21 protein-coding genes are annotated in these 21546 nt (G+C 29.1%); 7 read left to right on the forward strand and 14 right to left on the reverse strand.

The features are described from left to right. Nucleotides 1-39 precede the first annotated feature (39 nt). Together ACSIGC_RS00180 and ACSIGC_RS00185 are read left to right on the forward strand one after the other, a co-directional pair. Nucleotides 40-2415 (forward strand): zinc-dependent metalloprotease, encoded by a 2376-nt coding sequence (locus ACSIGC_RS00180; RefSeq protein WP_442266166.1) that lies wholly within the window; start codon nucleotides 40-42, stop codon nucleotides 2413-2415. Between the two features lie 34 nt (nucleotides 2416-2449). Next, the gene (locus ACSIGC_RS00185; protein WP_442266167.1) at nucleotides 2450-3484 is read left to right on the forward strand and encodes a threonine aldolase family protein; all 1035 of its coding nucleotides are present in this window, start codon (nucleotides 2450-2452) and stop codon (nucleotides 3482-3484) included. A 1-nt stretch (nucleotide 3485) separates the two neighbouring features. On the opposite strand, the gene ACSIGC_RS00190 is transcribed toward ACSIGC_RS00185, so the two are convergent. From ACSIGC_RS00190 to ACSIGC_RS00200, 3 genes are read right to left on the reverse strand one after another with little or no spacing between them, the layout of a single operon-like run. After that, nucleotides 3486-3980, reverse strand: a complete 495-nt coding sequence (locus tag ACSIGC_RS00190) for a hypothetical protein (protein ID WP_442266168.1) — start codon at nucleotides 3978-3980, stop codon at nucleotides 3486-3488. Nucleotides 3981-3991: 11 nt separating this feature from the next. Beyond that, complete coding sequence (locus tag ACSIGC_RS00195) at nucleotides 3992-4603, reverse strand: hypothetical protein (RefSeq protein WP_442266169.1); 612 nt, start codon at nucleotides 4601-4603, stop codon at nucleotides 3992-3994. 8 nt (nucleotides 4604-4611) lie between these two features. Beyond that, nucleotides 4612-5106 carry an RNA polymerase sigma factor gene (locus tag ACSIGC_RS00200; protein WP_442266170.1) on the reverse strand — a complete coding sequence of 165 codons (495 nt, stop codon included), beginning with the start codon at nucleotides 5104-5106 and terminating at the stop codon, nucleotides 4612-4614. 123 nt (nucleotides 5107-5229) lie between these two features. Here ACSIGC_RS00200 and ACSIGC_RS00205 point away from each other — a divergent pair, with 123 nt between their 5' ends. The 5 genes from ACSIGC_RS00205 (at nucleotide 5230) to ACSIGC_RS00225 (ending at nucleotide 9651) form a co-directional block, all read left to right on the forward strand. Next, nucleotides 5230-6123 carry a MerR family transcriptional regulator gene (locus tag ACSIGC_RS00205; RefSeq protein ID WP_442266171.1) on the forward strand — a complete coding sequence of 298 codons (894 nt, stop codon included), beginning with the start codon at nucleotides 5230-5232 and terminating at the stop codon, nucleotides 6121-6123. 78 nt (nucleotides 6124-6201) lie between these two features. Further along, nucleotides 6202-7671 (forward strand): phytoene desaturase family protein, encoded by a 1470-nt coding sequence (locus tag ACSIGC_RS00210; RefSeq protein ID WP_442266172.1) that lies wholly within the window; start codon nucleotides 6202-6204, stop codon nucleotides 7669-7671. Further along, nucleotides 7668-8510 (forward strand): phytoene/squalene synthase family protein, encoded by an 843-nt coding sequence (locus ACSIGC_RS00215; protein WP_442266173.1) that lies wholly within the window; start codon nucleotides 7668-7670, stop codon nucleotides 8508-8510. Before ACSIGC_RS00210 ends, ACSIGC_RS00215 begins: the two co-directional genes overlap by 4 nt. Beyond that, complete coding sequence (locus ACSIGC_RS00220) at nucleotides 8510-8959, forward strand: sterol desaturase family protein (protein ID WP_442266174.1); 450 nt, start codon at nucleotides 8510-8512, stop codon at nucleotides 8957-8959. The genes ACSIGC_RS00215 and ACSIGC_RS00220 overlap by 1 nt, the downstream gene beginning before the upstream one ends. Then, on the forward strand, nucleotides 8959-9651 hold the full coding sequence (locus ACSIGC_RS00225) for a lycopene cyclase domain-containing protein (protein ID WP_442266175.1): 693 nt from the start codon (nucleotides 8959-8961) through the stop codon (nucleotides 9649-9651). Before ACSIGC_RS00220 ends, ACSIGC_RS00225 begins: the two co-directional genes overlap by 1 nt. A 116-nt stretch (nucleotides 9652-9767) precedes the next feature. Here ACSIGC_RS00225 and ACSIGC_RS00230 read toward each other — a convergent pair whose 3' ends face one another. From ACSIGC_RS00230 to ACSIGC_RS00280, 11 genes are all read right to left on the reverse strand, one after another. Next, on the reverse strand, nucleotides 9768-10700 hold the full coding sequence (locus ACSIGC_RS00230; RefSeq protein ID WP_442266176.1) for a hypothetical protein: 933 nt from the start codon (nucleotides 10698-10700) through the stop codon (nucleotides 9768-9770). A gap of 132 nt (nucleotides 10701-10832) precedes the next feature. Continuing rightward, complete coding sequence (locus tag ACSIGC_RS00235; protein WP_442266177.1) at nucleotides 10833-12428, reverse strand: choice-of-anchor Q domain-containing protein; 1596 nt, start codon at nucleotides 12426-12428, stop codon at nucleotides 10833-10835. 56 nt (nucleotides 12429-12484) lie between these two features. Beyond that, nucleotides 12485-13771 carry an argininosuccinate lyase gene (gene argH, locus ACSIGC_RS00240; RefSeq protein WP_442266178.1) on the reverse strand — a complete coding sequence of 429 codons (1287 nt, stop codon included), beginning with the start codon at nucleotides 13769-13771 and terminating at the stop codon, nucleotides 12485-12487. Between the two features lie 44 nt (nucleotides 13772-13815). Then, the gene (locus ACSIGC_RS00245; RefSeq protein WP_442266179.1) at nucleotides 13816-14907 is read right to left on the reverse strand and encodes a M20 family metallo-hydrolase; all 1092 of its coding nucleotides are present in this window, start codon (nucleotides 14905-14907) and stop codon (nucleotides 13816-13818) included. Then, nucleotides 14886-15662, reverse strand: a complete 777-nt coding sequence (argB, locus tag ACSIGC_RS00250; RefSeq protein WP_442266180.1) for an acetylglutamate kinase — start codon at nucleotides 15660-15662, stop codon at nucleotides 14886-14888. The genes ACSIGC_RS00245 and argB overlap by 22 nt, the downstream gene beginning before the upstream one ends. A gap of 1 nt (nucleotide 15663) precedes the next feature. Next, nucleotides 15664-16599: an acetylornithine carbamoyltransferase gene (locus ACSIGC_RS00255; protein WP_442266181.1), complete on the reverse strand. Its 936-nt coding sequence runs from the start codon at nucleotides 16597-16599 to the stop codon at nucleotides 15664-15666. Between the two features lie 111 nt (nucleotides 16600-16710). Next, nucleotides 16711-17850 (reverse strand): aspartate aminotransferase family protein, encoded by a 1140-nt coding sequence (locus ACSIGC_RS00260; RefSeq protein ID WP_442266182.1) that lies wholly within the window; start codon nucleotides 17848-17850, stop codon nucleotides 16711-16713. Then, on the reverse strand, nucleotides 17847-18647 hold the full coding sequence (gene proC / locus ACSIGC_RS00265; RefSeq protein WP_442266183.1) for a pyrroline-5-carboxylate reductase: 801 nt from the start codon (nucleotides 18645-18647) through the stop codon (nucleotides 17847-17849). The genes ACSIGC_RS00260 and proC overlap by 4 nt, the downstream gene beginning before the upstream one ends. An 11-nt stretch (nucleotides 18648-18658) precedes the next feature. Then, a complete protein-coding gene (argC, locus tag ACSIGC_RS00270) occupies nucleotides 18659-19636 on the reverse strand; it encodes an N-acetyl-gamma-glutamyl-phosphate reductase (protein ID WP_442266184.1) in 978 nt (325 codons plus the stop codon). Further along, entirely contained in the window at nucleotides 19629-20816 is a 1188-nt protein-coding gene (gene argG / locus ACSIGC_RS00275) for an argininosuccinate synthase (protein ID WP_442266185.1), read from the reverse strand. The genes argC and argG overlap by 8 nt, the downstream gene beginning before the upstream one ends. Next, on the reverse strand, nucleotides 20813-21430 hold the full coding sequence (locus ACSIGC_RS00280) for a GNAT family N-acetyltransferase (protein ID WP_442266186.1): 618 nt from the start codon (nucleotides 21428-21430) through the stop codon (nucleotides 20813-20815). The genes argG and ACSIGC_RS00280 overlap by 4 nt, the downstream gene beginning before the upstream one ends. Between the last annotated feature and the right edge of the window lie 116 nt (nucleotides 21431-21546).

Here is a 21546-nt window from a genome sequence, read left to right on the forward strand (position 1 = left end):
TATTTTTAACAGCCTTTTAAATCTAAACCTAATTACTACATGAAAAAAACAATATTTTTTATCTGTTATTTTTTTGCTATTTCTACTTTTTCACAATTTTTTGATGGAAAGAAAAATGTAAAGAAATACGAAGGATTTATTCCTTTTTATTATAATGAAAAAACTGATGAAATTTACCTTGAGATTTCAAAACTAAACACAGAGTTATTGTATGTGAATGCATTGTCAGAAGGTGTTGGTTCTAATGATATTGGTTTAGATAGAGGTCAGTTAGGAAGTGGGGTAGTAGTTAAGTTTGTTAAAGCAGGTAATAAGCTATTATTAATTCAACCCAATCAAAATTATAGAGCTGTTACAGAAAATATAGAGGAGAAACAATCCGTAAAAGAAGCGTTTGCAAAATCGATATTACATGGATTTTTAATTACTGAAGAAAAAAATAGTAAGTTCTTAATTAATGCAACCGATTTTTTAATGCGTGATGCTCATGGAGTAGCAGATAGGCTAGCTTCTAATAATCAGGGAAGTTATAGATTAGATAAGAGTAAAAGTGCGTTTTATTTAGAAAGAACAAAAGCTTTTCCTAAAAATGTGGAGTTTGATTTAATGCTTACTTTTTCAGGAAAACCTAAAGGATATAATATTCGAAGTGTAACTCCAAATGCTTCTTTAGTAACTGTTCATCAGCATCATTCTTTCGTAGAATTACCAGATAATAAATACAAACCTAGAGTTTACGATCCTCGTTGTGGTTCTTGGCAAATGACATATTTAGATTATGCAACTCCAGTAGATCAATCCATTAGAAAAAGATTTATTTATAGACACAGACTAGAGAAGAAAAATCCAAACGCTAAAGTTAGTGAGGCTGTTGAACCTATTATTTATTATTTAGATAGAGGAACACCAGAACCTGTACGTTCAGCATTATTAGAAGGAGGAAGATGGTGGAATCAAGCATTTGAGGCAATTGGTTATAAAGATGCTTTTCAATTGAAAATGTTACCAAAAGATGCCGATCCGTTAGATGTTCGTTATAATGTAATTCAATGGGTGCATCGTTCTACAAGGGGTTGGAGTTATGGAGGAAATATTTCAGATCCTAGAACCGGCGAAATTTTAAAAGGTCACGTAAGTTTAGGATCTTTAAGAATTCGTCAAGATTTTTTAATAGCTCAAGCTTTACAAGCTCCTTATGCAAATGGTAAAAATGAAGATAAATTTGCTTTAGAAATGGCTTTAGCCAGAATTCGTCAATTATCAGCTCATGAAATCGGACATACATTAGGTTTTGCGCATAATTTTGCTGCAAGTACAAATGAGAGGTCTTCAGTTATGGATTATCCGCATCCAAAACTTACACTTAAAAATGGTAAAATTGACTTTTCTAATGCTTACGATAATAAAATTGGAGCTTGGGATAAAATAACAGTTGCTTATGCTTATCAAGATTTTCCAAGTAATGAAAAAGAAGGTTTAGTTAAAATCTTAGATGAAGCTTCGCAAAAAGGATTACGATTTATTTCTGACGCAGATGCAAGACCAAAAGGAAGTGCACATGCATATGCACATTTGTGGGATAACGGAAAAAGTGCTTCTGAAGAATTAAAAAATATATTAGAAATTAGAAACGAGGCTATAAAGAATTTTTCAATTGATAATATAAAAAGTAACCAACCTTATTCGGTTTTGGAAGATGTATTTGTTCCTTTGTATTTCTTACATAGATATCAAACTGATGCAGCTTCAAAATTAATTGGTGGACTTGATTATACTTATGCTGTAAAAGGTCAAAAAGATATTGTTGTAAAACGAATAGAAGGAAATGTAGAACGTGAAGCTTTGCAACAATTACTAAGAACTATAGCTGTAAATGAAATTGCAGTTCCGAAACGATTATTAGCACTTTTTCCACCTAGAGCTTATGGTTATAGTAGAACTAGAGAAAGTTTTAAAAGTAAATCGGGCGTAGCTTTCGATCCTTATGGAGCTGTTCAAACCAATGTTGCGTTTACACTAGATTATTTATTTCATCCAGAACGAGTAAATCGTTTATTACAACATTATAATATTGATAATTCTCAGCTTGGATTAGATGAAATGTTAACAACAGTAATCAAAAAATCTTTCAAAAAAGAATATAAAGACTCTTATTATAATGGATTACATAACGTAGTTAAAAAAGAAATTTTATCAAATCTATTTTATTTGTACAACAATGCTATTTATTTTGAAGGAAAAGCTATTGTTAACGAAAAAATAAATAGTATTGTAATGGATTTGAAGAATAGTGATAAGGCAATTGACCAAGAGTTTTTATTGTTGATTAAGGATTTTAAAAGCAATCCTTCTAAATACAATAAGAAACCCAAAACTTTAAAAATTCCTGATGGGTCTCCAATAGGAATGAAATAAAATAAAACAACAACACAAAAAGAAATATTACAGCATGCAAGTAAACTTAATAAGTGATACTGTTACTAAACCTACAGAAGGAATGTTAAAAGCAATGATGAGTGCTAATGTAGGTGATGATGTATTTAAAGGAGACCCAACTGTTAACCTATTACAAGAGAAAGTAGCAGATATGTTTGGAATGGAAGATGCTTTATTTTTTCCTTCAGGAACAATGGCTAATCAAACAGCAATAAAGCTACATACACAACCAGGAGATAAATTGTTCTGTGACAAATGGGCTCATGTATACAATTATGAAGGTGGAGGGGCAGCTTTTAATGCTGGAGTTTCTTGTAAATTAATTGATGGAGATCGAGGAATGTTTACAGCCGATCAATTACAATATATTGCTGAAGGAAGATCTGATATTCATGTTCCATATTCTCGATTAGTTTGTATTGAAAATACTACGAATAAAGGCGGAGGAGCTTGTTGGGATTTTGAAGAATTAAAAAACATTAAAAAAGTTTCAGATCAATTTAATTTAAGTTATCATTTAGATGGAGCAAGATTATTCAATGCTCTTGTAGAAAAGAATGAAACACCTAAACAATACGGAAAATTATTTGATACAATTTCTATATGTTTATCTAAAGGTTTAGGTGCGCCAATTGGTTCTGTTTTAGTTGGTTCTAAAGAGCATATGGAAAAAGCTTTGCGCATTAGAAAATTATTTGGTGGAGCTATGCGACAAGTAGGATATTTAGCTGCAGCAGGAATTTATGCTTTAGATCATCATGTAGCACGTTTACAAGAAGATCATCAAAAAGCTAAAGAAATAGGAGAGACCTTAGCTCAATTATCTTATGTGAAAAAAGTAGAGCCAATCGAAACTAATATTGTGATCTTTTATGTTAACGACAATATTAATGCCAATGATTTTATTAAAGATATGGAAGAGAAAGGAATTTTATTAATTTCAATGGGAGAAGGAAAAATAAGAATTGTTACGCATTTAGATTATACTGATAAAATGCATAAGGTTTTATTACAAGCATTACAGAATTATCAAATGTTGAAATTTTAACTTAGAAGAAAACTCTAAATACTGGTGAAAAAGCAGAGGCATAAATGCTTTTGCTTTCATCAAATAAAATATCGTAACGAAAACCGATAGAAATATTTCTTCCAATTCGATATCCTGCTCCTAAATAGAGTGCAGGATAACTAAAACTTTCCTTGCTTCCTTCGAAAGTTCTATTAACAAATAATTGTTCAAATTCAGCAGAAATTTGAACTTCTTCTATTGGGTTGTGAAAACTTAATATACTAGTACTGTATACATTATTTTTGAAATCACCTTGTTTAGCATACTGATATCCTAAGCCTAAACCTAAAGCAAAATTTGAATTAAAATTATAAATAGCATTAGGAGCAATGGCTATTGTTGTAGAGTTATTTCCAAAACCTAAACCAAAAGCACCTCCAAATTGAACATTATCCCAAAAATTCGTTTTAGAATCTTCTTGAGAAAATGAAATTGTACTAATTAGAAGAGCACAGAAAAAAAGTGTTTTTTTCATGAGTAAAATTTTTACTCTTCTAATTTAGCTAAATCTTTATAATTTTTGTTCAGTTTGTTTAGTAAAATTCCATAAAGTAATTGGTAAATAAGCCATATTACAGCTAACATAATAGCTAAAGCAATTAAAGAAGCTATAGCAACCCCTATAGTTTGAATTGTCGATAGATCTGCAAACTGTTTTTTAATCATTAAAACCAATGCTATAAGATAGAAAATAGTCAAATATGATAGGTTTATTAACACGTAATTTCTAACCGTTTTTCTCGTGTTAAGAATTTGATTCATTAAACTCTTAGTATTCTCTGTAGTAGAAATTGATCTAAAATTAACATAGAATTTATAAAGGAAATATAAAATTATACTTAAACCAACTATAGTATTAAAATGCATGAAATACTTATTAAGTCCAATGCTTTCATAAGCTTTTATACTTTTCTCTATATCAAAAAAGAAAAATGAAGATCCAATAAGTATAAATTCAAATAATCCTATTATAAAAATCCATTTAACTATTGATGAAGATTTAGATTTCATCATTTTATAAATCTCACTTTTAGATACTTTATTTGAGTTCTCAGGTTGATTATCCCAAGCTTCTTTATATTTTTCTAATACGTCCATATAATTTTTTATGGGTTTAGTATTTTTTTTAATTTATCTTTTGCTCTATTCATTTTTACTCTTGCATTAACTTCGCTAATACCAAGAGTATCGGAAATCTCTTTATACGATTTATCTTCTAAATAAAGAAAAACTAAAGCTTTGTCTATATCATTTAAATGTTGAATAGCTCCATATAATGCTTTTAGCTGCACTTCTTGGGTATCGTCATATTCTATAGCCTTTATCTTAAAAGCAATATCTGAGATATCTTGAGTTTTAACTTTTCTAGATGATTTTCGAAATAAAGAAATAGCTGTATTAAGTGATACTCTATATAGCCATGTACTAAATTTAGCATCACCTCTAAATTTGACATAGTTTTTCCATACTTGAATAGTTATTTCCTGAAACAAATCATTGTGATCACTTTGATTTGTAGTGTAAATTCTACAAATTTTATGAACTATATTTTGATTAGATTCGAAATCATCTAAAAATTTGTCTTCTAGACTTTTTGACACAATATTGATTGGTTAGTTACATTGTTAGTAGTCGAAATATATAAAATGTTACAGTATTTTTTAAGAAAATTTTATAAATCAATTTTATATTTATTATATTTGTTTAATAAAAAGCAATTAACGTTGAACAATATTAAGACAGTATTTACTATTAAAGACTTAGAAAACATCTCAGGAGTCAAAGCACATACTATTCGTATATGGGAAAAGCGTTATAATTTATTAGAGCCGAATAGAACAGATACTAATATTAGATATTACTCTTCAGATAGTTTATTGAAATTACTTAATGTAGCTTTATTAAATAAACATAATTATAAAATATCTAAAATTGCTCAAATGTCTGATGAGCAAATTTTAATTAATACTAGGGAGTTGGCATTTAAATTTGCTGCAAATGATGAAGCTATAAATGCTTTCAAAATGTCTATGTTTCAGTTTGATAAAGTATTATTTAATAGTACATATGAAAAATTGTTACATAAGAAAACATTCAGACAAATTTTTAAAGAGGTTTTCATTCCTTTTTTAAATCATATTGGTTTGTTATGGCAAACAAAAACCTTAATGCCAGCACATGAACATTTTATTTCTAACTTAATAATACAAAAAATTCAATTAAATACAGAAAAACTAGAGTATTCTGCCACAAATAAAGATTATACTTATGTGCTTTTCTTACCTGATGGAGAAATTCATGAAATAGGTTTAATGTATTTGAATTTTGAATTGGTTTTAAGAGGTTGTCAAACTATTTACTTAGGACAAAGTTTACCTTTAAATAATCTTAATTATTTTTTCGAAGGAGAATTAAAAGTGTGTTTTATTACTTCAATGACTGTTCAGCCAAGCGATGACAGGGTTTTTGAATATTTTTCAGAAATAGATTCGATATTGAAAAGTACAGAGCATAAGTTAGTTGCAGTTGGAAAAAAAGCAATGTTAGCTTCAGGTAAAGTTTTTACTTCTAATATTGAAATCTATTCTTCAGTAATAGAAATGGTAGAGAACCTATAATTTTTTGTTTAATTTTTAATTAAAACCATTAAACAAAAAATATTTTTGTTACCTTTAGAGTATCATAAATATTTTACTTTGAAAAAATCAATTTCAATAATAGGTTCTGGATTTTCTTCTTTATCATCTGCTTGTTACATGGCTAAAGCTGGATATAAGGTTACTATCTATGAAAAAAATAATACACTAGGAGGAAGAGCTAGGCAGTATTTAAATGAAGGATTTACATTTGACATAGGTCCTACTTGGTATTGGATGCCAGATGTTTTTGAAAAGTTTTTTGCAGATTTTGGTAAAAAACCATCTGATTATTATACTCTTGAAAAGTTAGATCCTGCATATCAAGTTTATTTTGGAGAAAACGATTCCATAACCATTCCGGGAAGCTTTGAAGAAATATGTGAAATATTTGAAAAAGAAGAGAAAGGTAGTTCAAAACATTTAAGAAAATTTATCAAAGCAGCTAAAGATAATTATGAGATAGCTGTAAAAGATATCGTTTACAGGCCAGGAATTTCTCCGTTAGAATTAATAACTCCTAAAACAGCAATTAGAGTAGGACAGTTTTTTTCAACTATTAAAAAACAAGTTCGTAAAAAAATAAAAAGCCAAAAATTAATACAAATACTAGAGTTTCCAGTTTTGTTTTTAGGAGCTAAACCTAGTAACACTCCTGCATTTTATAATTTTATGAATTATGCAGATTTTGGTTTAGGAACTTGGCACCCTAAAGGAGGTATGTATAAAGTTATTGAAGGTATGGTAACTTTAGCAAAACAGCTTGGAGTTGAGTTCAAAAATAACTCAGCAGTTCAAAGCATTAATGTAAATGAAAAAAATGAAGTCAAAAGTATCACTGTCAACAATGAAGAAATAGTAACTGATTTACTTTTAAGTGGTGCAGATTATCATCATACTGAAACTTTATTAGGTACTAATTTGAGACAATATTCTGAGAAATACTGGGATAATAGAGTTTTTGCGCCTTCATCTTTATTATTTTATGTGGGTTTTAGTGAAAAACTTAAAAATGTAGAACATCATACTTTATTTTTTGATACAAATTTTGATGTGCATGCAAAAGATATTTACGATACACCAAGATGGCCAGAGAATCCTTTGTTTTATGCCAGTTTTCCTAGTATTACCGATAGTTCTTTTGCTCCTGAAGGTAAAGAAGCAGGTACTTTTTTAATTCCATTAGCACCTGGTATAGAAGATACTAAAGAGATAAGAGAAAAGTATTTTAACATAATTATAGAAAGATTAGAACGTTTAACTAATCAAGATGTTAAACAAAATATTATCTTTAAAGAGAGCTATTGTGTTAATGACTTTATAGAAGATTATAATTCATATAAAGGAAATGCTTATGGATTAGCAAACATTTTAACACAAACAGCATTTTTAAGACCTAATATAAAAAGTAAGAAGGTTAAAAACTTATACTTTACAGGACAGTTAACAGTACCTGGTCCTGGTGTACCACCGTCTTTAATTTCGGGTAAAATAGCTTCAGATTTAATTTTAAAAAACCACCTATCATGAAAAATTTATTTGACGACGTTTCTTATAAGTGTAGCAAAATTGTTACCAACAGTTACAGTACATCTTTTTCATTAGCCACAAAAATGTTATCGAAATCAATTAGATCTCACATCTATAATATTTATGGTTTTGTGCGCTTCGCAGATGAAATCGTAGACACTTTTCATGATTATGACAAAGAAGATTTACTTGACCGTTTCGAAAAGGATTATTATTTATCAAAACATTCTGGAATAAGTTTAAATCCTATTTTAAATTCATTTGTGCATACTGTAAATAAATTCGACATTACAGATGATATGGTACAAGCTTTTTTAAAGAGTATGCGTGCAGATCTTCATAAAACTGAATATAATACTCAAGAAGAGTATAACGAATACATTTACGGATCTGCAGATGTTGTTGGATTAATGTGCTTGAAGGTTTTTGTAAAAGGAGATAATAGTAAATATGAAGCTTTAAAAGCCCCTGCAATGCGTTTAGGTTCTGCTTTTCAAAAAGTAAATTTTTTACGTGATTTAAAAGATGATGTAGAATTACTAAACCGTTCGTATTTTCCAAATGTAAATTTGAAAGAATTAGATAATAAATCTAAAGAAGAAATAATAGCAGAAATTGAAGAAGATTTCGATTATGCTTTTTCTAATGGAATTTTACAGCTACCTGTAGATGCTAAGTTTGGAGTATATATGGCATATCGTTATTATAGAAAATTATTAAATAAATTAAAGGCAACTCCATCAGCTAAAATTATGGATACTAGAATTAGGATTTCTAACCCAATGAAGATAAATTTGTTGGCTAGAAGTTATGTGAAATATAAATTAAACTTAATTTAATGACATTTACTTTAGTTACACTAGGAACATTTATTTTAATGGAAGGAATTACATGGTGCACTCATAAATATGTAATGCATGGTTTTGGTTGGTATTTACATGAAGATCATCATCAACCTGGTTATCCACATGTTTTTGAAAAAAATGATGCTTTTTTTGTAGTCTTTGCAATACCAAGTATGATGCTTTTTTTCTTTGGTATTAGACCAGAACTTAATTTCTTGTTTTTTATAGGTTTAGGTATTTTGTTATATGGATTAGCTTATTTTTTAATACATGATGTTTTAATTCATCGTCGATTTAAGTGGTTTGATAAAACTGACAATTGGTACTTTAGAGGTTTAAGAAAAGCTCATAAAATTCATCATAAAAAATTAGGGAAACACGAAGGAGAATGTTTCGGAATGTTATTTGTTCCCTTTAAATATTTTAAAGAATATTTAAAATAGTGGAATATCTTTATTTACTTTTAAATCTTGGTTCTTTAAGTATTCCGTTATTATATTCTTTTGAAAAGAATATGCGTTTTATCAAACATTGGAAAGCTGTTCTACTATCTTTAACTATAGTATCAACTGTTTTTTTAATTTGGGATGCTATTTTTACCAAAAATGGAGTATGGGGATTTAACCCAGATTACCATTTATCGTTTTTACTTTTAGGTATGCCGATAGAGGAATGGTTATTTTTCTTTTGTATTCCTTATGCAAGTATTTTTATCCATTATTCTTTAGAATACTTTAAACCCAACTTATTAATTTCTGAAAAGAATACTAAATTAATTACGTTAGCTACAATAGCTATTGTAACCCCTATTTTAATTTTAAATTTTGGGAAAGCTTATACAACTGTAAATTATTCTTTTTTAATCGGGATGTTACTTATTGGTTTTTTCTTTGGAATTGAATATTTAAGACGTTTTTATATTGCTTTTTTAATCATTTTAATTCCTTTTTTTATCGTTAATGGAGTATTAACAGGAACAGGTATTGAAGAACCAGTAGTATGGTATAATAATACGGAAAACTTAGGAATTCGTTTAGTAACAATACCTGTAGAAGATATAGGTTATGCATTTACCATGTTATTTGGAAATGTATTTCTCATAGAGAAATTTAAAAAGAAATATGAATCTTCCTAAAATAGGTTGATATAAATTTACTATTAATGATCAATAATTGATATCTCTTTGTTTTGATAATGATATTAAGAGTTATAATAAGGCTTATTTAAATTCATATTTTGTAGCTTAAAAAATTACTTTAGAATCTTTTCTAAATCAACTTTCACTTTATATATTCTACTTTGTCCGTTCATATAACTATTTGCAATTGAATTAAATTCAGAAAAATCACTTGATTTTTTAGATTTTGTTTCGTCTCTTTTACTTGTAAAATATAAAGTGTTAGTCTTTTTGTTGTAAAAAGGGCAATAATCCATTTTATTAGAATTTATCATTGAACCTAGGTTTTTTCTTTTCTGAAAAATTCCTGATTTATTCTTAAAACTAATGTATAAATCACCGCTTCCTAAACCATCTTTAGCCTTGTAAATTGAATATATAAGAAAATCTTCATTAGGAGAGATATATGAATTAAATTCATAACCTTTGCTATTAATATTTTCATTTAAAACTATTGGTTGATCGTAACTAGAACCATTCCATTTAGCAAATAAAATGTCATCTTTACTAGTTGTTACATTTTTATCTGAAGTATAATAAATATTATAATTTTTACTTAGAGAAGGATAAAATTCGTTATGTTTAGTATTTATAGGAGCTCCTAAGTTTATTGGTTCAGACCAATTAGAGTTTATAGTTTTTCTTTCTACATACCAAATGTCATAATCTGCTTCTTTTGTAGAATTGTTTTTAGGTCTATTTGATGAAAAGTATAACCTTAAATTATTTGGACTTAAAAAAGGTTCAATATCTCTAAACTTACCAGAAAACGATACTATTGTAAAGTTAGTCCAAGTGTTATTTATTCTTTCAGATTTTACAATAGTTCCCTTATTTTCATTTAAATTTTGAATTGTAAAATAGGCTTCCTTTCCATTTGAAGATAAAGTGAAATCTCTACAACTTATAAACTGTTTAAAATTTTTATCTAACGGGACAACTTTTTTAGTTTGACTATAAGTAATAAAAGAAAGAAAAAAAATGTACCCAGTGATAATAGTTTTCATAAAAAAAAAATTTATCACAAAGTACATTTTAAATTATTCACAGATTAGTTTAAAAAGAATTTTAACTAAATTTTAGTAGCTAATCCATTTTTAAGTTACCATTAAATCTATTTTTATAAAGATGTTGTAATGTTAGATTTTTACAAACTTTTTAGTCATTGTTTTAAGTGACTTTTCATTTGTTATTTTTACTATAAAAACACCGTTACTTAGTTTACTTAAGTTAATCGTTGAAATATCTTTTGTTGTATTCCCTTTTTTAACTGAACGACCTTTAATGTCATAAATAATATAATTTAAATTATAAAGATTATAGTTAATAATTTCAATGCTCTCGCTTTCTTTATTATAAAAAGTTCTAGTTTTAAAGAAATCATCTTCTTTAATACTAAGAGTAGAGTCGTTTTGTAATTCAAAAGCTCCAATATCTACAGGTTTAGAACCATATTGTCGTGGTGCCCCTGTAAAATCTTTATTAAACGCATTTGATAAAAAGTTATTATTACCAGCATTAATGCCTAGAGAATTTGGTTTTAAGCTATAATCTAAATTTTCGTTTGTAAAAGGAGCAAAATCTTTAGATGATGGATTGTTAAATTCTGGAGAATTTGTAATATTATTATTACCAGATTCATGTCCGTTTTCAATAATACAATTAGATACTAATGGATCAATTAATGTATTAAATCTATAAATATTCCCATCAGGAGCTTCATTATCCCAAAAAATAGAATTCGCAATTTCTGTATTATCATTAAAAACGATTGTTGAAGATTTACTAACTCTTTCAGTACTTTTATTACCTGAAAAAGTACAATTTACAACTTTATGAGATTGAAGGTTAAAAGTTGTATGCATATTTATAATCCTTAAACGGGCGACATTTCCTAAGAATAAAGAGTTATATATTTTTAAACTTGTATCATCTCCTATGGTTATTGCTCCACCAAAATCTTGAACAGTATTACCAGATATTTCAGTTCTATCTATAATTAAAGAATCAAAACCATTTCCTGAAGCAATTCCACCACCACTATTATAAATTGATGTGTTAGAATTAATTTTAGAATTTGTTATAATAGCTGTACCATTCTGACTTAAATATACACCAGCACCAATACCTTCTACAGTGTTATTAGAAATATCACAATTATCAATTTTTATATTTCCGCTTTCTGAGCAAATTCCTCCTCCAAAATCATCAGAAAAGTTATCATAAAATTGACAGTTAGCAATGGTAGGTGCTCCATTTAAGTTATATAAACCACCTCCTTTAGAGTCATTTGAAAAATTATTAGCTCTACCATTAATAATTTTAAAACCATCTAATCTAGTAGAGGCACTAACGTTTCTCATAAATACAACATGATTTGCGTTATCGGTTGATTTAGATAAATCTCCTATGTTTCCATCCAATGTTACAGTATTAGTAGAATAATCTCGTTCATTAAGATTACTTTCGTTACCAATAAAGCCTCCATAAATTTTTACACCACTAGGAATATTAAATCCATCAAAAGAAGGTTTATATGTACCTTTAGCAACCCAAATTTCATCACCAGAAGTACTCGAGCTTAATGCCGTGTCTAAAGAATTAAAAGCATTTTGCCAACTGGAACCGTCATTGTTTCCTGTTGCATTTAAGTTAACATAATATACAGTTGCATTAACTTGTAAATAAAAAAATAAGAATAAAAATGTAGATAAAGAAAGTATTTTTTTCTTCATAACAATTAGTTTTTTTAGGTTAGACAATTTCTGGTAAAAATAGAAATTTAATCGATCTACAGTTTATAAATATTAAGTTTTTTTTGTTTGATTTTATTTAATGATAAGTTATTTATACTTCCAATATGCGTATGTTTTTTTGAGGTGTCTGAAACGTATATTTTATCTTCAATTTCACCACTAATTTTTGAATATGCTTCTCTAAAAGGCATTCCATTAGTTACCAGATTATTAATGTTGTCTACAGTAAAGAGGTATTTGTATTTTTCATCATTAATATCAACATTTTTAACAATGATTTGTTGGATACTGTAATTAAAGATGTCTAAAATTAGTTTTGTGTTTTCTATTGCTTTAATACTGTTTTCTTTTGACAATTGATAATCTCTATGATAACCACTAGGTAGATTATTTGTTAACAACAACATTTCAGTTTGTAATGCTTGAATTTGGTTACATTTACCTCTAATTAATTCAAAAACATCTGGATTTTTCTTGTGTGGCATAATGCTACTTCCTGTTGTTAATTCATCAGGAAAAGAAATAAAACCAAAATTTTGACTCATATACAAGCAAATATCCATAGAAAATTTACTTAAAGTATTTGCTAAATTACCCAAAGAGCTTGATAGAATTCTTTCATTTTTTCCTCTAGACATCTGAGCAGCTACTACATTAAATTTTAAAGTAGAAAACTTTAATTCTTTAGTAGTAAAATCTCTATCTATTGGAAAAGAACTTCCATAACCAGCTGCTGAGCCTAGTGGATTTTGATCTACAATTTTTAAAGTAGCTTTTAATAATTCAATATCATCTAATAGTGTCTCTGCATATGCAGAAAACCATAAACCAAAAGATGAAGGCATTGCTACTTGTAAATGTGTGTATCCAGGCAATAATTTTTCTTGATGCTTTTCAGCTAACGAAATTAAAGTATTGAATAATTCACTTACTTTTTCTAAAATGAATTGTATCTCATATTTGTAGTACAGTTGTAATGCAACCAAAACCTGATCGTTTCTTGACCTTGCTGTGTGAATTTTTTTGCCAATTTCACCAAGTTTTTTAGTTAACTCATATTCGATTTTTGAATGTATATCTTCAAAATCATTCTCTATAATAAATGACTCATTTTCTATTTCTTTAAGTAAAGAGTTTAGAGCTTGAATCAATAGGTTTGCTTCTTTTTCAGATATAATCTTTACTGAAGCCAACATTTTTGCGTGTGCTTTTGAAGCAATCACATCGTATTTTGCAATATGTAAATCAATTTCTCTGTCATTCCCAACTGTAAAATCTTCAATGACTTTATCTAGAGAAAATTCTTTTTTCCAAAGTTTCATGTTTTCAATTGTCAGTTTTCGGTTATCACTTACTAGTTAATTGATCAATGATCAGTGAGAATTGTAGTAAGTATTTTAATATAAATATCTATTCCTTCTTTAATTTCATCAATGTAGATGAATTCATCTGCGGTATGAGAACGTCTACTATCACCAGGACCTAATTTTACAGACTGACAACTTAAAACTGATTGATCTGATAGGGTAGGAGAACCATAAGTTTCTCTGCCTAAAGCTATACCAGCTTGAATTAATTCATGATTTTTATCTATTGATGATGAATTTAATCGTAAACTTCTCGGCACAATTTCACAAGGAGCTTCTTTTTGTAATAAATCAGCAATCTCTTGGTTGGTATATTTATCGTTCACACGGACATCTACAACTAAATCTACTGCAGATGGAACAGCATTATGTTGTTTCCCTGCATTAATTTGTGTGACTGTCATTTTTACATTACCTAAAACTTCTGAAGTTTTATCAAATGTGTAGTTTTTAAACCATTCTAGAACCTCTATTGTATTGTAAATTGGATTATCCTCATTAGGATGTGCGGCGTGACTTGGTGTTCCGTTTACTTTAGCATCAAAAACAATCAATCCCTTTTCCGCAATAGCTAATTGCATTAACGTTGGTTCTCCAACAATGGCTACGTCAATTTTAGGAATTATAGATAACATGCTATTTAATCCGTTCGGACCACTACTTTCTTCTTCAGCAGAACCAACAAAAACTAAATTATAGTTTAAATTTTCTTGATGATAAAAATGAGTAAATGTTGCTAATAAAGAAACCAAACATCCTCCGGCATCGTTACTTCCTAAACCATATAGTTTTCCATCTTCTACAATGGCTTTGTGTGGATCTTTTGTGTATCCGTTATTTGGATAAACAGTATCGTGATGAGAGTTTAATAAAATAGTTGGTTTACTTTCATCAAAATATTTGTTTACAGCCCAAACATTGTTATTTGTTCTCTTATAATCAATACTATGAATCGTACACCAATAGGCTAAAACCTCGGCAGTTTTATCTTCTTCTGAAGAAAACGATGGAATCTCTATAAGTTTTTTTAAGAGATCGATAGCGCTATAGGTAAGTTCTTTTTGTGTCATTATTGTTGAAACGTTGTACATTTTACATTCGTGTTAAAAGGCATTGCGTTATTTCCTATATGAACACTATTCACGCCTCTTTTAATTGCTTGTAAACAGTTATGTATTTTAGGAAGCATACCTTCATTAATTATTTCTTCACGCTTTAAATCTTCAAATATTTTTTCATCAATCCTTTCAACTACGGAATCATCATCATTAATATCTGTTAATACACCATTTTTTTCAAAACAGTAATAAAGCGCAACTTTGTATGATTTAGATAATGCTATTGCTAGTTCGGCAGCAATAGTATCAGCATTTGTGTTTAGTAATTGTCCTTTTTCATTGTGTGTAATGGCACAGAAAATAGGACTAATTTTGTGTTCTAGTAAAATCCGTAAAGTGTCAGTATTTATCTGAATAACATCTCCAACAAAACCATAATCTATAGTAGTTATAGGTCTTTTTACAGAAACAATTGTATTGCCGTCAGCACCAGAAAAACCAATACTATTACATTTTCTAGCTTGTAATTGCGCAACAATATTTTTGTTGATTTTTCCACCATAAACCATAGTTATAATCTCTAAAGTATTAGCATCAGTAATTCTACGTCCATTAACCATATTAGGCCTAATTCCCATTTTTACTGATAATTCTGAAGCAGCTCTTCCGCCACCATGCACTAAAATTTTTGGTGATTCAAGTTTTGCAAAATCATCAAGAAAATCATTTAATAACTTTTCATTGTTGATTACGTTTCCACCAATTTTTATAATCTTTAATTCTTGCATATTATAAGTTTTCGAGGATGTTTTTTAAAACAACCTGAGCTGCATATGTTCTATTGTTTGCCTGATTTATTACTAAAGAATTATCCGAATCTAAAACTGCATCTTCAACAACTACATTTCTTCTTACAGGCAAGCAATGCATAAATTTAGCATTATTAAGCTTATGTTGCGTGATCATCCAATCGCTATCTTGGCTCAATATTTGTCCGTAATCCGCATATGAACTCCAGTTTTTCACATAAACAAAATCCGCATTTTTTAAAGCCTCTTCTTGATTATAATTTACCTGAGTATCTTTTGTGATTTCAGTACTTAATTCATAACCTTTTGGATGTGTAATTGTTAGATTTACCGGCAATTTTTGCATCATGTTTACAAAAGAATTTGCAACAGACTGCGGTAAGGCTTTAGGATGTGGTGCCCAAGACAAAACAACATTTGGCATTGCATCTGAATTAAATTCATTTATAGTAATTGCATCTGCTAATGCTTGTAACGGATGAGCTGTAGAACTTTCTAAATTCACTACAGGAACATCTGCGTATTTTGAGAAACTATTCATAATAACTTCTGCATAATCCAATTCTTTATCTTTTAGTGTTGGAAATGCTCTTACCGCAATTATATCTGCATATTGCGCAATTACTTTTGCAGCTTCTTTAATATGTTCAGATGTTGATAAATTCATCACAGTTCCGTCTTCAAATTCTAAATTCCAAGAGTCACTAATTTGTAAACAAATAACATCCATTCCTAGGTTTTTAGCAGCTTTTTCGGTGCTTAATCTAGTTCTTAAACTAGCATTAAAAAACAACATCACTAAGGTTTTATTTTTACCTAAGTTTTTATGCTCAAATGGAGCTTTTTTTAATGCTATTGCTTCTGTTATTGTTTGGGGTATATTTTTAATATCATTGATTTCAGTATATTTTTTCATGGGATTGAGTTTTGTATAAGATCATTCTGAATTTATATCAGGATTTCAATTTTTTTTAAACTTTATTTAATGAAATACTAAAAAAAATACAGCATGACGGATAATTAATTTTTATACTTTTTGTAACTCTAATGCTTTTGTTAATGCATTGATAAACACATCTACATGTTCTTTCTTAACTGTTAAAGAAGGAAGAATACGAAGTAAGTTCGGATTTTTAGAACTTCCTGTAAATATTTGATGATTATAAATCAATTCTTTACGTAATTCTGCAATTGGGAAGTCAAATTCTAAACCAAGCATTAAACCCCGTCCTTTAATTGTTTTTATTTCTGAAATTTGTGATACTTTATCGATAAAATAAGTCGAAATTTCTTCAACATTATCTAATAATTTTTCTTGTTGAATCGTTTCTATAACTGCTAATGCAGCAGTACAGGCCAAATGATTTCCGCCAAAAGTGGTACCTAATAAACCAAATGATGCTTTAATTTTCGGATGAATTAAAATTCCTCCAACAGGAAAACCATTTCCCATTCCTTTTGCCATTGAAATAATATCTGGTTCTATTCCATGTTTTTGAAAAGCAAAGAAATCACCAGTTCTTCCAAAACCAGATTGAACTTCATCAGCAATCAGTAAGGTTCCGAATTGTTTACAAAGTTGTTCTACAGTTTTGTAAAACTCTGTAGAAGCTTCATCTAAACCGCCAACTCCTTGAATAATCTCTGTGATTACTGCGCAAACATCTCCTTTAGCTAAAATCTTAGTTAAAGTTTCAATGTCTCCAAACTCAACAAAATCAACAGTTTGTTGAGCGTTAATTGGTGCAACAATTTTCGGATTATCTGTTGCAGCTACAGCTGCCGAAGTTCTACCGTGAAATGCATTTTTAAAAGCCACTACTTTATGTTTTTGTGTATGAAAAGAAGCTAATTTTATTGCATTTTCATTTGCTTCTGCTCCAGAATTACATAGAAATAATTCGTAAAGTTTACATCTAGATACGGAAGTTAATTTTTCTGCCAGTTGTTGTTGTAAGGGATTTTGAATAGAATTACTATAAAATCCAATATTTGCTAGTTGTTGTTGTAATTTTTCTACATAAGTAGGGTGAGAATGACCAATGGAAATCACAGCATGTCCCCCGTATAAGTCTAAATATTGTGTGCCATTTTCATCATACACATATACATCTTTAGCCTTTACAGGAGTGATATCGAATAATGGATAAACGTTAAATAAACTCATATTTGTTCTTTTTTAATAGTGTTAATTTTATTGAAAGAAGCAACCATTCCTTGAATTAATGAAGAACTTAAACCCTTGTGTTCCATTTCATTTAAACCTTCAATTGTACATCCTTTCGGTGTAGTTACTTTATCGATCTCTTGTTCTGGATGATTTCCAGATTGAATTAATAAATTAGCAGCTCCTTCACTTGTGAACATGGCTAATTCTTGAGCTTCTTTAGCATCAAAACCTAATTGAATAGCAGCTTGTGTTGTAGCGCGGATTAAACGCATCCAAAAAGCAATTCCACTTGCACAAACTACTGTTGCAGCTTGCATTAAGTTTTCAGGAATAATCATGGTATTTCCAAGTTGATTAAAAATAGATTCAACAATAGTAATTTTATTAGTATCATTAGTATTGGAAGAAATGCAGGTCATTGATTTTTCTACGGCAATAGCTGTATTGGGCATTGCTCTTATGATTGAAAAATCTTGCCCTAATATATTTTCAATTTTTTCTATGGAAAAACCAGTGATTGTGGAGATTACAAGTTGCTCTTTATTGATATATTTTTTTGATTGAAACAAAATTTCTTCCAATTGCTTTGGTTGAACTGCAAAAATTAAAACATCAGAATTTTGAATTGCTTCTCTATTATTACTGGTAATAATAATGTTCTCTTGTTTTGGTAAATCGTTTAATTCGCTTACGTTTCTTTTAGTTAAGTACAGTGAATTAAAGTTCTGACCTTTTATCAATCCTTTAGCTATTGATTTTCCTAAGTTTCCTGTTCCTATGATTGCTATTTTCATCAGTTTAATATTTAGAAATAATTAGCTTTTAATTGTAATCCTTCTGTCTCTTCAAAACCGAACATTAAATTCATGTTTTGTACTGCTTGTCCAGAAGCTCCTTTTAATAAATTATCAATACAACTTGTAATTAATAATTGATTTTCATGTTTATGTACATGAACTAAACATTTATTAGTGTTCACTACTTGCTTCAGATGTAAAGTTTGGTCAGCCACAAAAGTGAAAGCAGCGTCTTTATAAAATTCTTTATAAATTTTAATAGCTTCTTCTTCTGAACCTGAAAACTCAGTATATAAAGTAGCGAATATTCCTCTAGAAAAATTTCCTCTATTTGGTAAGAATAAAACTTGGTGTTTACTCTCTGATTGAAATTTTTCTATGGTTTGATAAATCTCTCCTAAATGTTGATGCGTAAAAGGCTTGTAATAGGAGAAGTTATTATCTCTCCAGGTAAAATGTGTAGTTTTCGATAAGCTAGTTCCTGCACCAGTTGCGCCAGTTATAGCATTTACATGAATGTCATTTGTGATTAGTTTTTCTGATGCTAAAGGAGCAATTGCTAATTGAATTGCAGTTGCAAAACAACCTGGATTTGCAATATAATTCGCATTAATTATTTCCTCTTTATTGATTTCAGGTAAACCATATATGTATTCATTTCCTTGAAATACTTTATTGTTTACAAGTCTGAATTCATTACTTAAATCAATAATTTTTGTAGTATCTGAAAATTGATATTTCGCAAGAAATTTACCAGAATTCCCGTGTCCTAAGCACAAAAACAAAACATCAACATTAGTATTAATTGTGTCTGTAAATTTTTGATCTATAGATCCAACTAAATCTTGATGAATCGCACTAATTGGATTACCAGCGTTTGAAGTGCTATACACAAAATCAATTGTTACTTCTTTATGATGAATTAACAATCTAATTAATTCACCTGCTGTATAACCAGCTCCACCTATAATTCCAGCTTTAATCATGACTGTTGGTATTTTGATAAATTTTAGTTTGATTTCCGTAGATATTAATAAAGCCTTTAGCATCTTCTGCAGTCCAAGCGTTATTCATTTCACCATAGCTACCAAATTTCGATTGTAACAAATCGTTATCCGAAGAAATTCCGTTTAAAGTAAAATGATAAGGCTTTAAAGTTATATACACATCGCCAGTTACTTGTTGTTGACTGCTACTTAGCATGGCTTCTAAATCTCTCATTACAGGATCGAGATATAAACCTTCATGTAAGTGATTTCCATACCAATTAGCTACATAATCTTTATGTTGTAATTGCCATTTGGTTAGTGTATGTTTTTCTAATAAGTGATGTGCTTTAATAATTAATATAGCAGCAGCAGCTTCAAAACCAACTCTTCCTTTAATACCAAGAATAGTGTCACCAACATGAATATCTCTACCAATAGCATATTTAGAAGCGATATTGTTTAGTTTTTCAATGATAACTCCAGAAGTATCTTTTTTGTCGTTAATTGCTACAGGTTCTCCTTTTACAAAGGAAATTTTAATATCAGTAGCTTTTGTTTCTTGTAGCTGAGAAGGATATGCTTCTTCAGGTAAGGCTAGGTGAGAGGTTAATGTTTCATCACCACCAATACTAGTTCCCCATAAACCTTTGTTCACAGAATATTTAGCTTTACTCCAAGATAAATCTACACCGTGACTTTGTAAATAAGCAATTTCTTCTTGTCTACTTAACTTTTGATCCCTAATCGGAGTAATAATTTTAATATTAGGAGCTAATGTGTTAAAGATTAAATCGAAACGAACTTGATCATTTCCAGCTCCTGTACTACCGTGTGCAATATATTCTGCTCCAATGGATTTTGCATAATTAATAATCTCGATGGCTTGTACAATTCTTTCTGCACTTACTGATAATGGATAGGTATTGTTTTTTAATACATTTCCGTAAATTAAGTATTTAATTACTTTCTCGTAGTAATTATGAACTGCATTTATATTTTTATACGTTTTTACACCTAATTGATGTGCTTTACTTTCAATATCATGTATTTCTTCATTGGTAAATCCACCTGTATTTACACTAACAGCATGAACTTCAAAATTTTCATCCTTTGTTAAGTGTACTGCACAATAAGAAGTGTCTAAACCTCCGCTATATGCTAAAACTAATTTTTTCATTTTTTCTCTTTTTTTAAGAATAAATGTTGTTTGATACTTTTCAACCTAGTGAATGTTTTTTCTTTAAATTTCTTAGGTTGATTGTTGTTTTCGGTAGCTGGATCATATAACATTCCCGTACATAAACACATTTTTTGTTCTGTTCTCGTTAAAACATCATAATTGACACAGGTTTTACATCCATCCCAAAACGTTTGATCTGTTGTTAATTCAGAAAATGTAACGGGTTTATAACCTAAGTTGCTATTAAGTTTCATAACGGCTAATCCAGTAGTAATACTGAATATTTTAGCATTGGGAAACTTAGTTCTTGAATGATCAAAAATCTTTTGTTTGATTTTTTTTGATAAGCCTAAACCTCTAAAGTTAGGATGAACGATTAATCCAGAATTGGCAACGAATTTTCCATGTCCCCAAGATTCTATATAGCAAAAACCGGCAAATGTATTTCCATCTAGAGCGATAACTGCGTTACCTTTTTCCATTTTAGAAATAATATATTCTGGTTTTCTCTTTGCAATACCTGTACCTCTAATTTTAGCTGCATTTTCTATGGTAGTACAAATTTCTTCTGCGTAAATTTTATGTGATATATCGGCAATAATGATTTCCATTACCTTAAATTTAAAATTGTTTGTTGTCTCTTTTTTTCTGAAGAAGAACCGGACTCACCTAAGTTCTATTAGTCATATAAGCCCTTACGGGCGAGGGAAAAATCGTCGTACAGAAA

It is taken from the genome of Tenacibaculum aquaeponti (assembly GCF_052084715.1).
GTDB lineage: Bacteria > Bacteroidota > Bacteroidia > Flavobacteriales > Flavobacteriaceae > Polaribacter.

Excerpts from the sequence above, each read along its gene's own strand:
- ACSIGC_RS00215 (WP_442266173.1), top strand. The coding sequence starts at position 7,668 with ATGAAAAATTTATTTGACGACGTTTCTTATAAGTGTAGCAAAATTGTT.
- ACSIGC_RS00255 (WP_442266181.1), bottom strand. The coding sequence starts at position 16,599 with ATGAAAAAATATACTGAAATCAATGATATTAAAAATATACCCCAAACA.
- argG (WP_442266185.1), bottom strand. The coding sequence starts at position 20,816 with ATGAAAAAATTAGTTTTAGCATATAGCGGAGGTTTAGACACTTCTTAT.
- proC (WP_442266183.1), bottom strand. The coding sequence starts at position 18,647 with ATGAAAATAGCAATCATAGGAACAGGAAACTTAGGAAAATCAATAGCT.
- ACSIGC_RS00220 (WP_442266174.1), top strand. The coding sequence starts at position 8,510 with ATGACATTTACTTTAGTTACACTAGGAACATTTATTTTAATGGAAGGA.
- ACSIGC_RS00185 (WP_442266167.1), top strand. The coding sequence starts at position 2,450 with ATGCAAGTAAACTTAATAAGTGATACTGTTACTAAACCTACAGAAGGA.
- ACSIGC_RS00230 (WP_442266176.1), bottom strand. The coding sequence starts at position 10,700 with ATGAAAACTATTATCACTGGGTACATTTTTTTTCTTTCTTTTATTACT.
- argH (WP_442266178.1), bottom strand. The coding sequence starts at position 13,771 with ATGAAACTTTGGAAAAAAGAATTTTCTCTAGATAAAGTCATTGAAGAT.
- argB (WP_442266180.1), bottom strand. The coding sequence starts at position 15,662 with ATGCAAGAATTAAAGATTATAAAAATTGGTGGAAACGTAATCAACAAT.
- ACSIGC_RS00190 (WP_442266168.1), bottom strand. The coding sequence starts at position 3,980 with ATGAAAAAAACACTTTTTTTCTGTGCTCTTCTAATTAGTACAATTTCA.
- ACSIGC_RS00235 (WP_442266177.1), bottom strand. The coding sequence starts at position 12,428 with ATGAAGAAAAAAATACTTTCTTTATCTACATTTTTATTCTTATTTTTT.
- ACSIGC_RS00245 (WP_442266179.1), bottom strand. The coding sequence starts at position 14,907 with ATGTACAACGTTTCAACAATAATGACACAAAAAGAACTTACCTATAGC.
- ACSIGC_RS00195 (WP_442266169.1), bottom strand. The coding sequence starts at position 4,603 with ATGGACGTATTAGAAAAATATAAAGAAGCTTGGGATAATCAACCTGAG.
- ACSIGC_RS00280 (WP_442266186.1), bottom strand. The coding sequence starts at position 21,430 with ATGGAAATCATTATTGCCGATATATCACATAAAATTTACGCAGAAGAA.
- ACSIGC_RS00260 (WP_442266182.1), bottom strand. The coding sequence starts at position 17,850 with ATGAGTTTATTTAACGTTTATCCATTATTCGATATCACTCCTGTAAAG.
- argC (WP_442266184.1), bottom strand. The coding sequence starts at position 19,636 with ATGATTAAAGCTGGAATTATAGGTGGAGCTGGTTATACAGCAGGTGAA.
- ACSIGC_RS00180 (WP_442266166.1), top strand. The coding sequence starts at position 40 with ATGAAAAAAACAATATTTTTTATCTGTTATTTTTTTGCTATTTCTACT.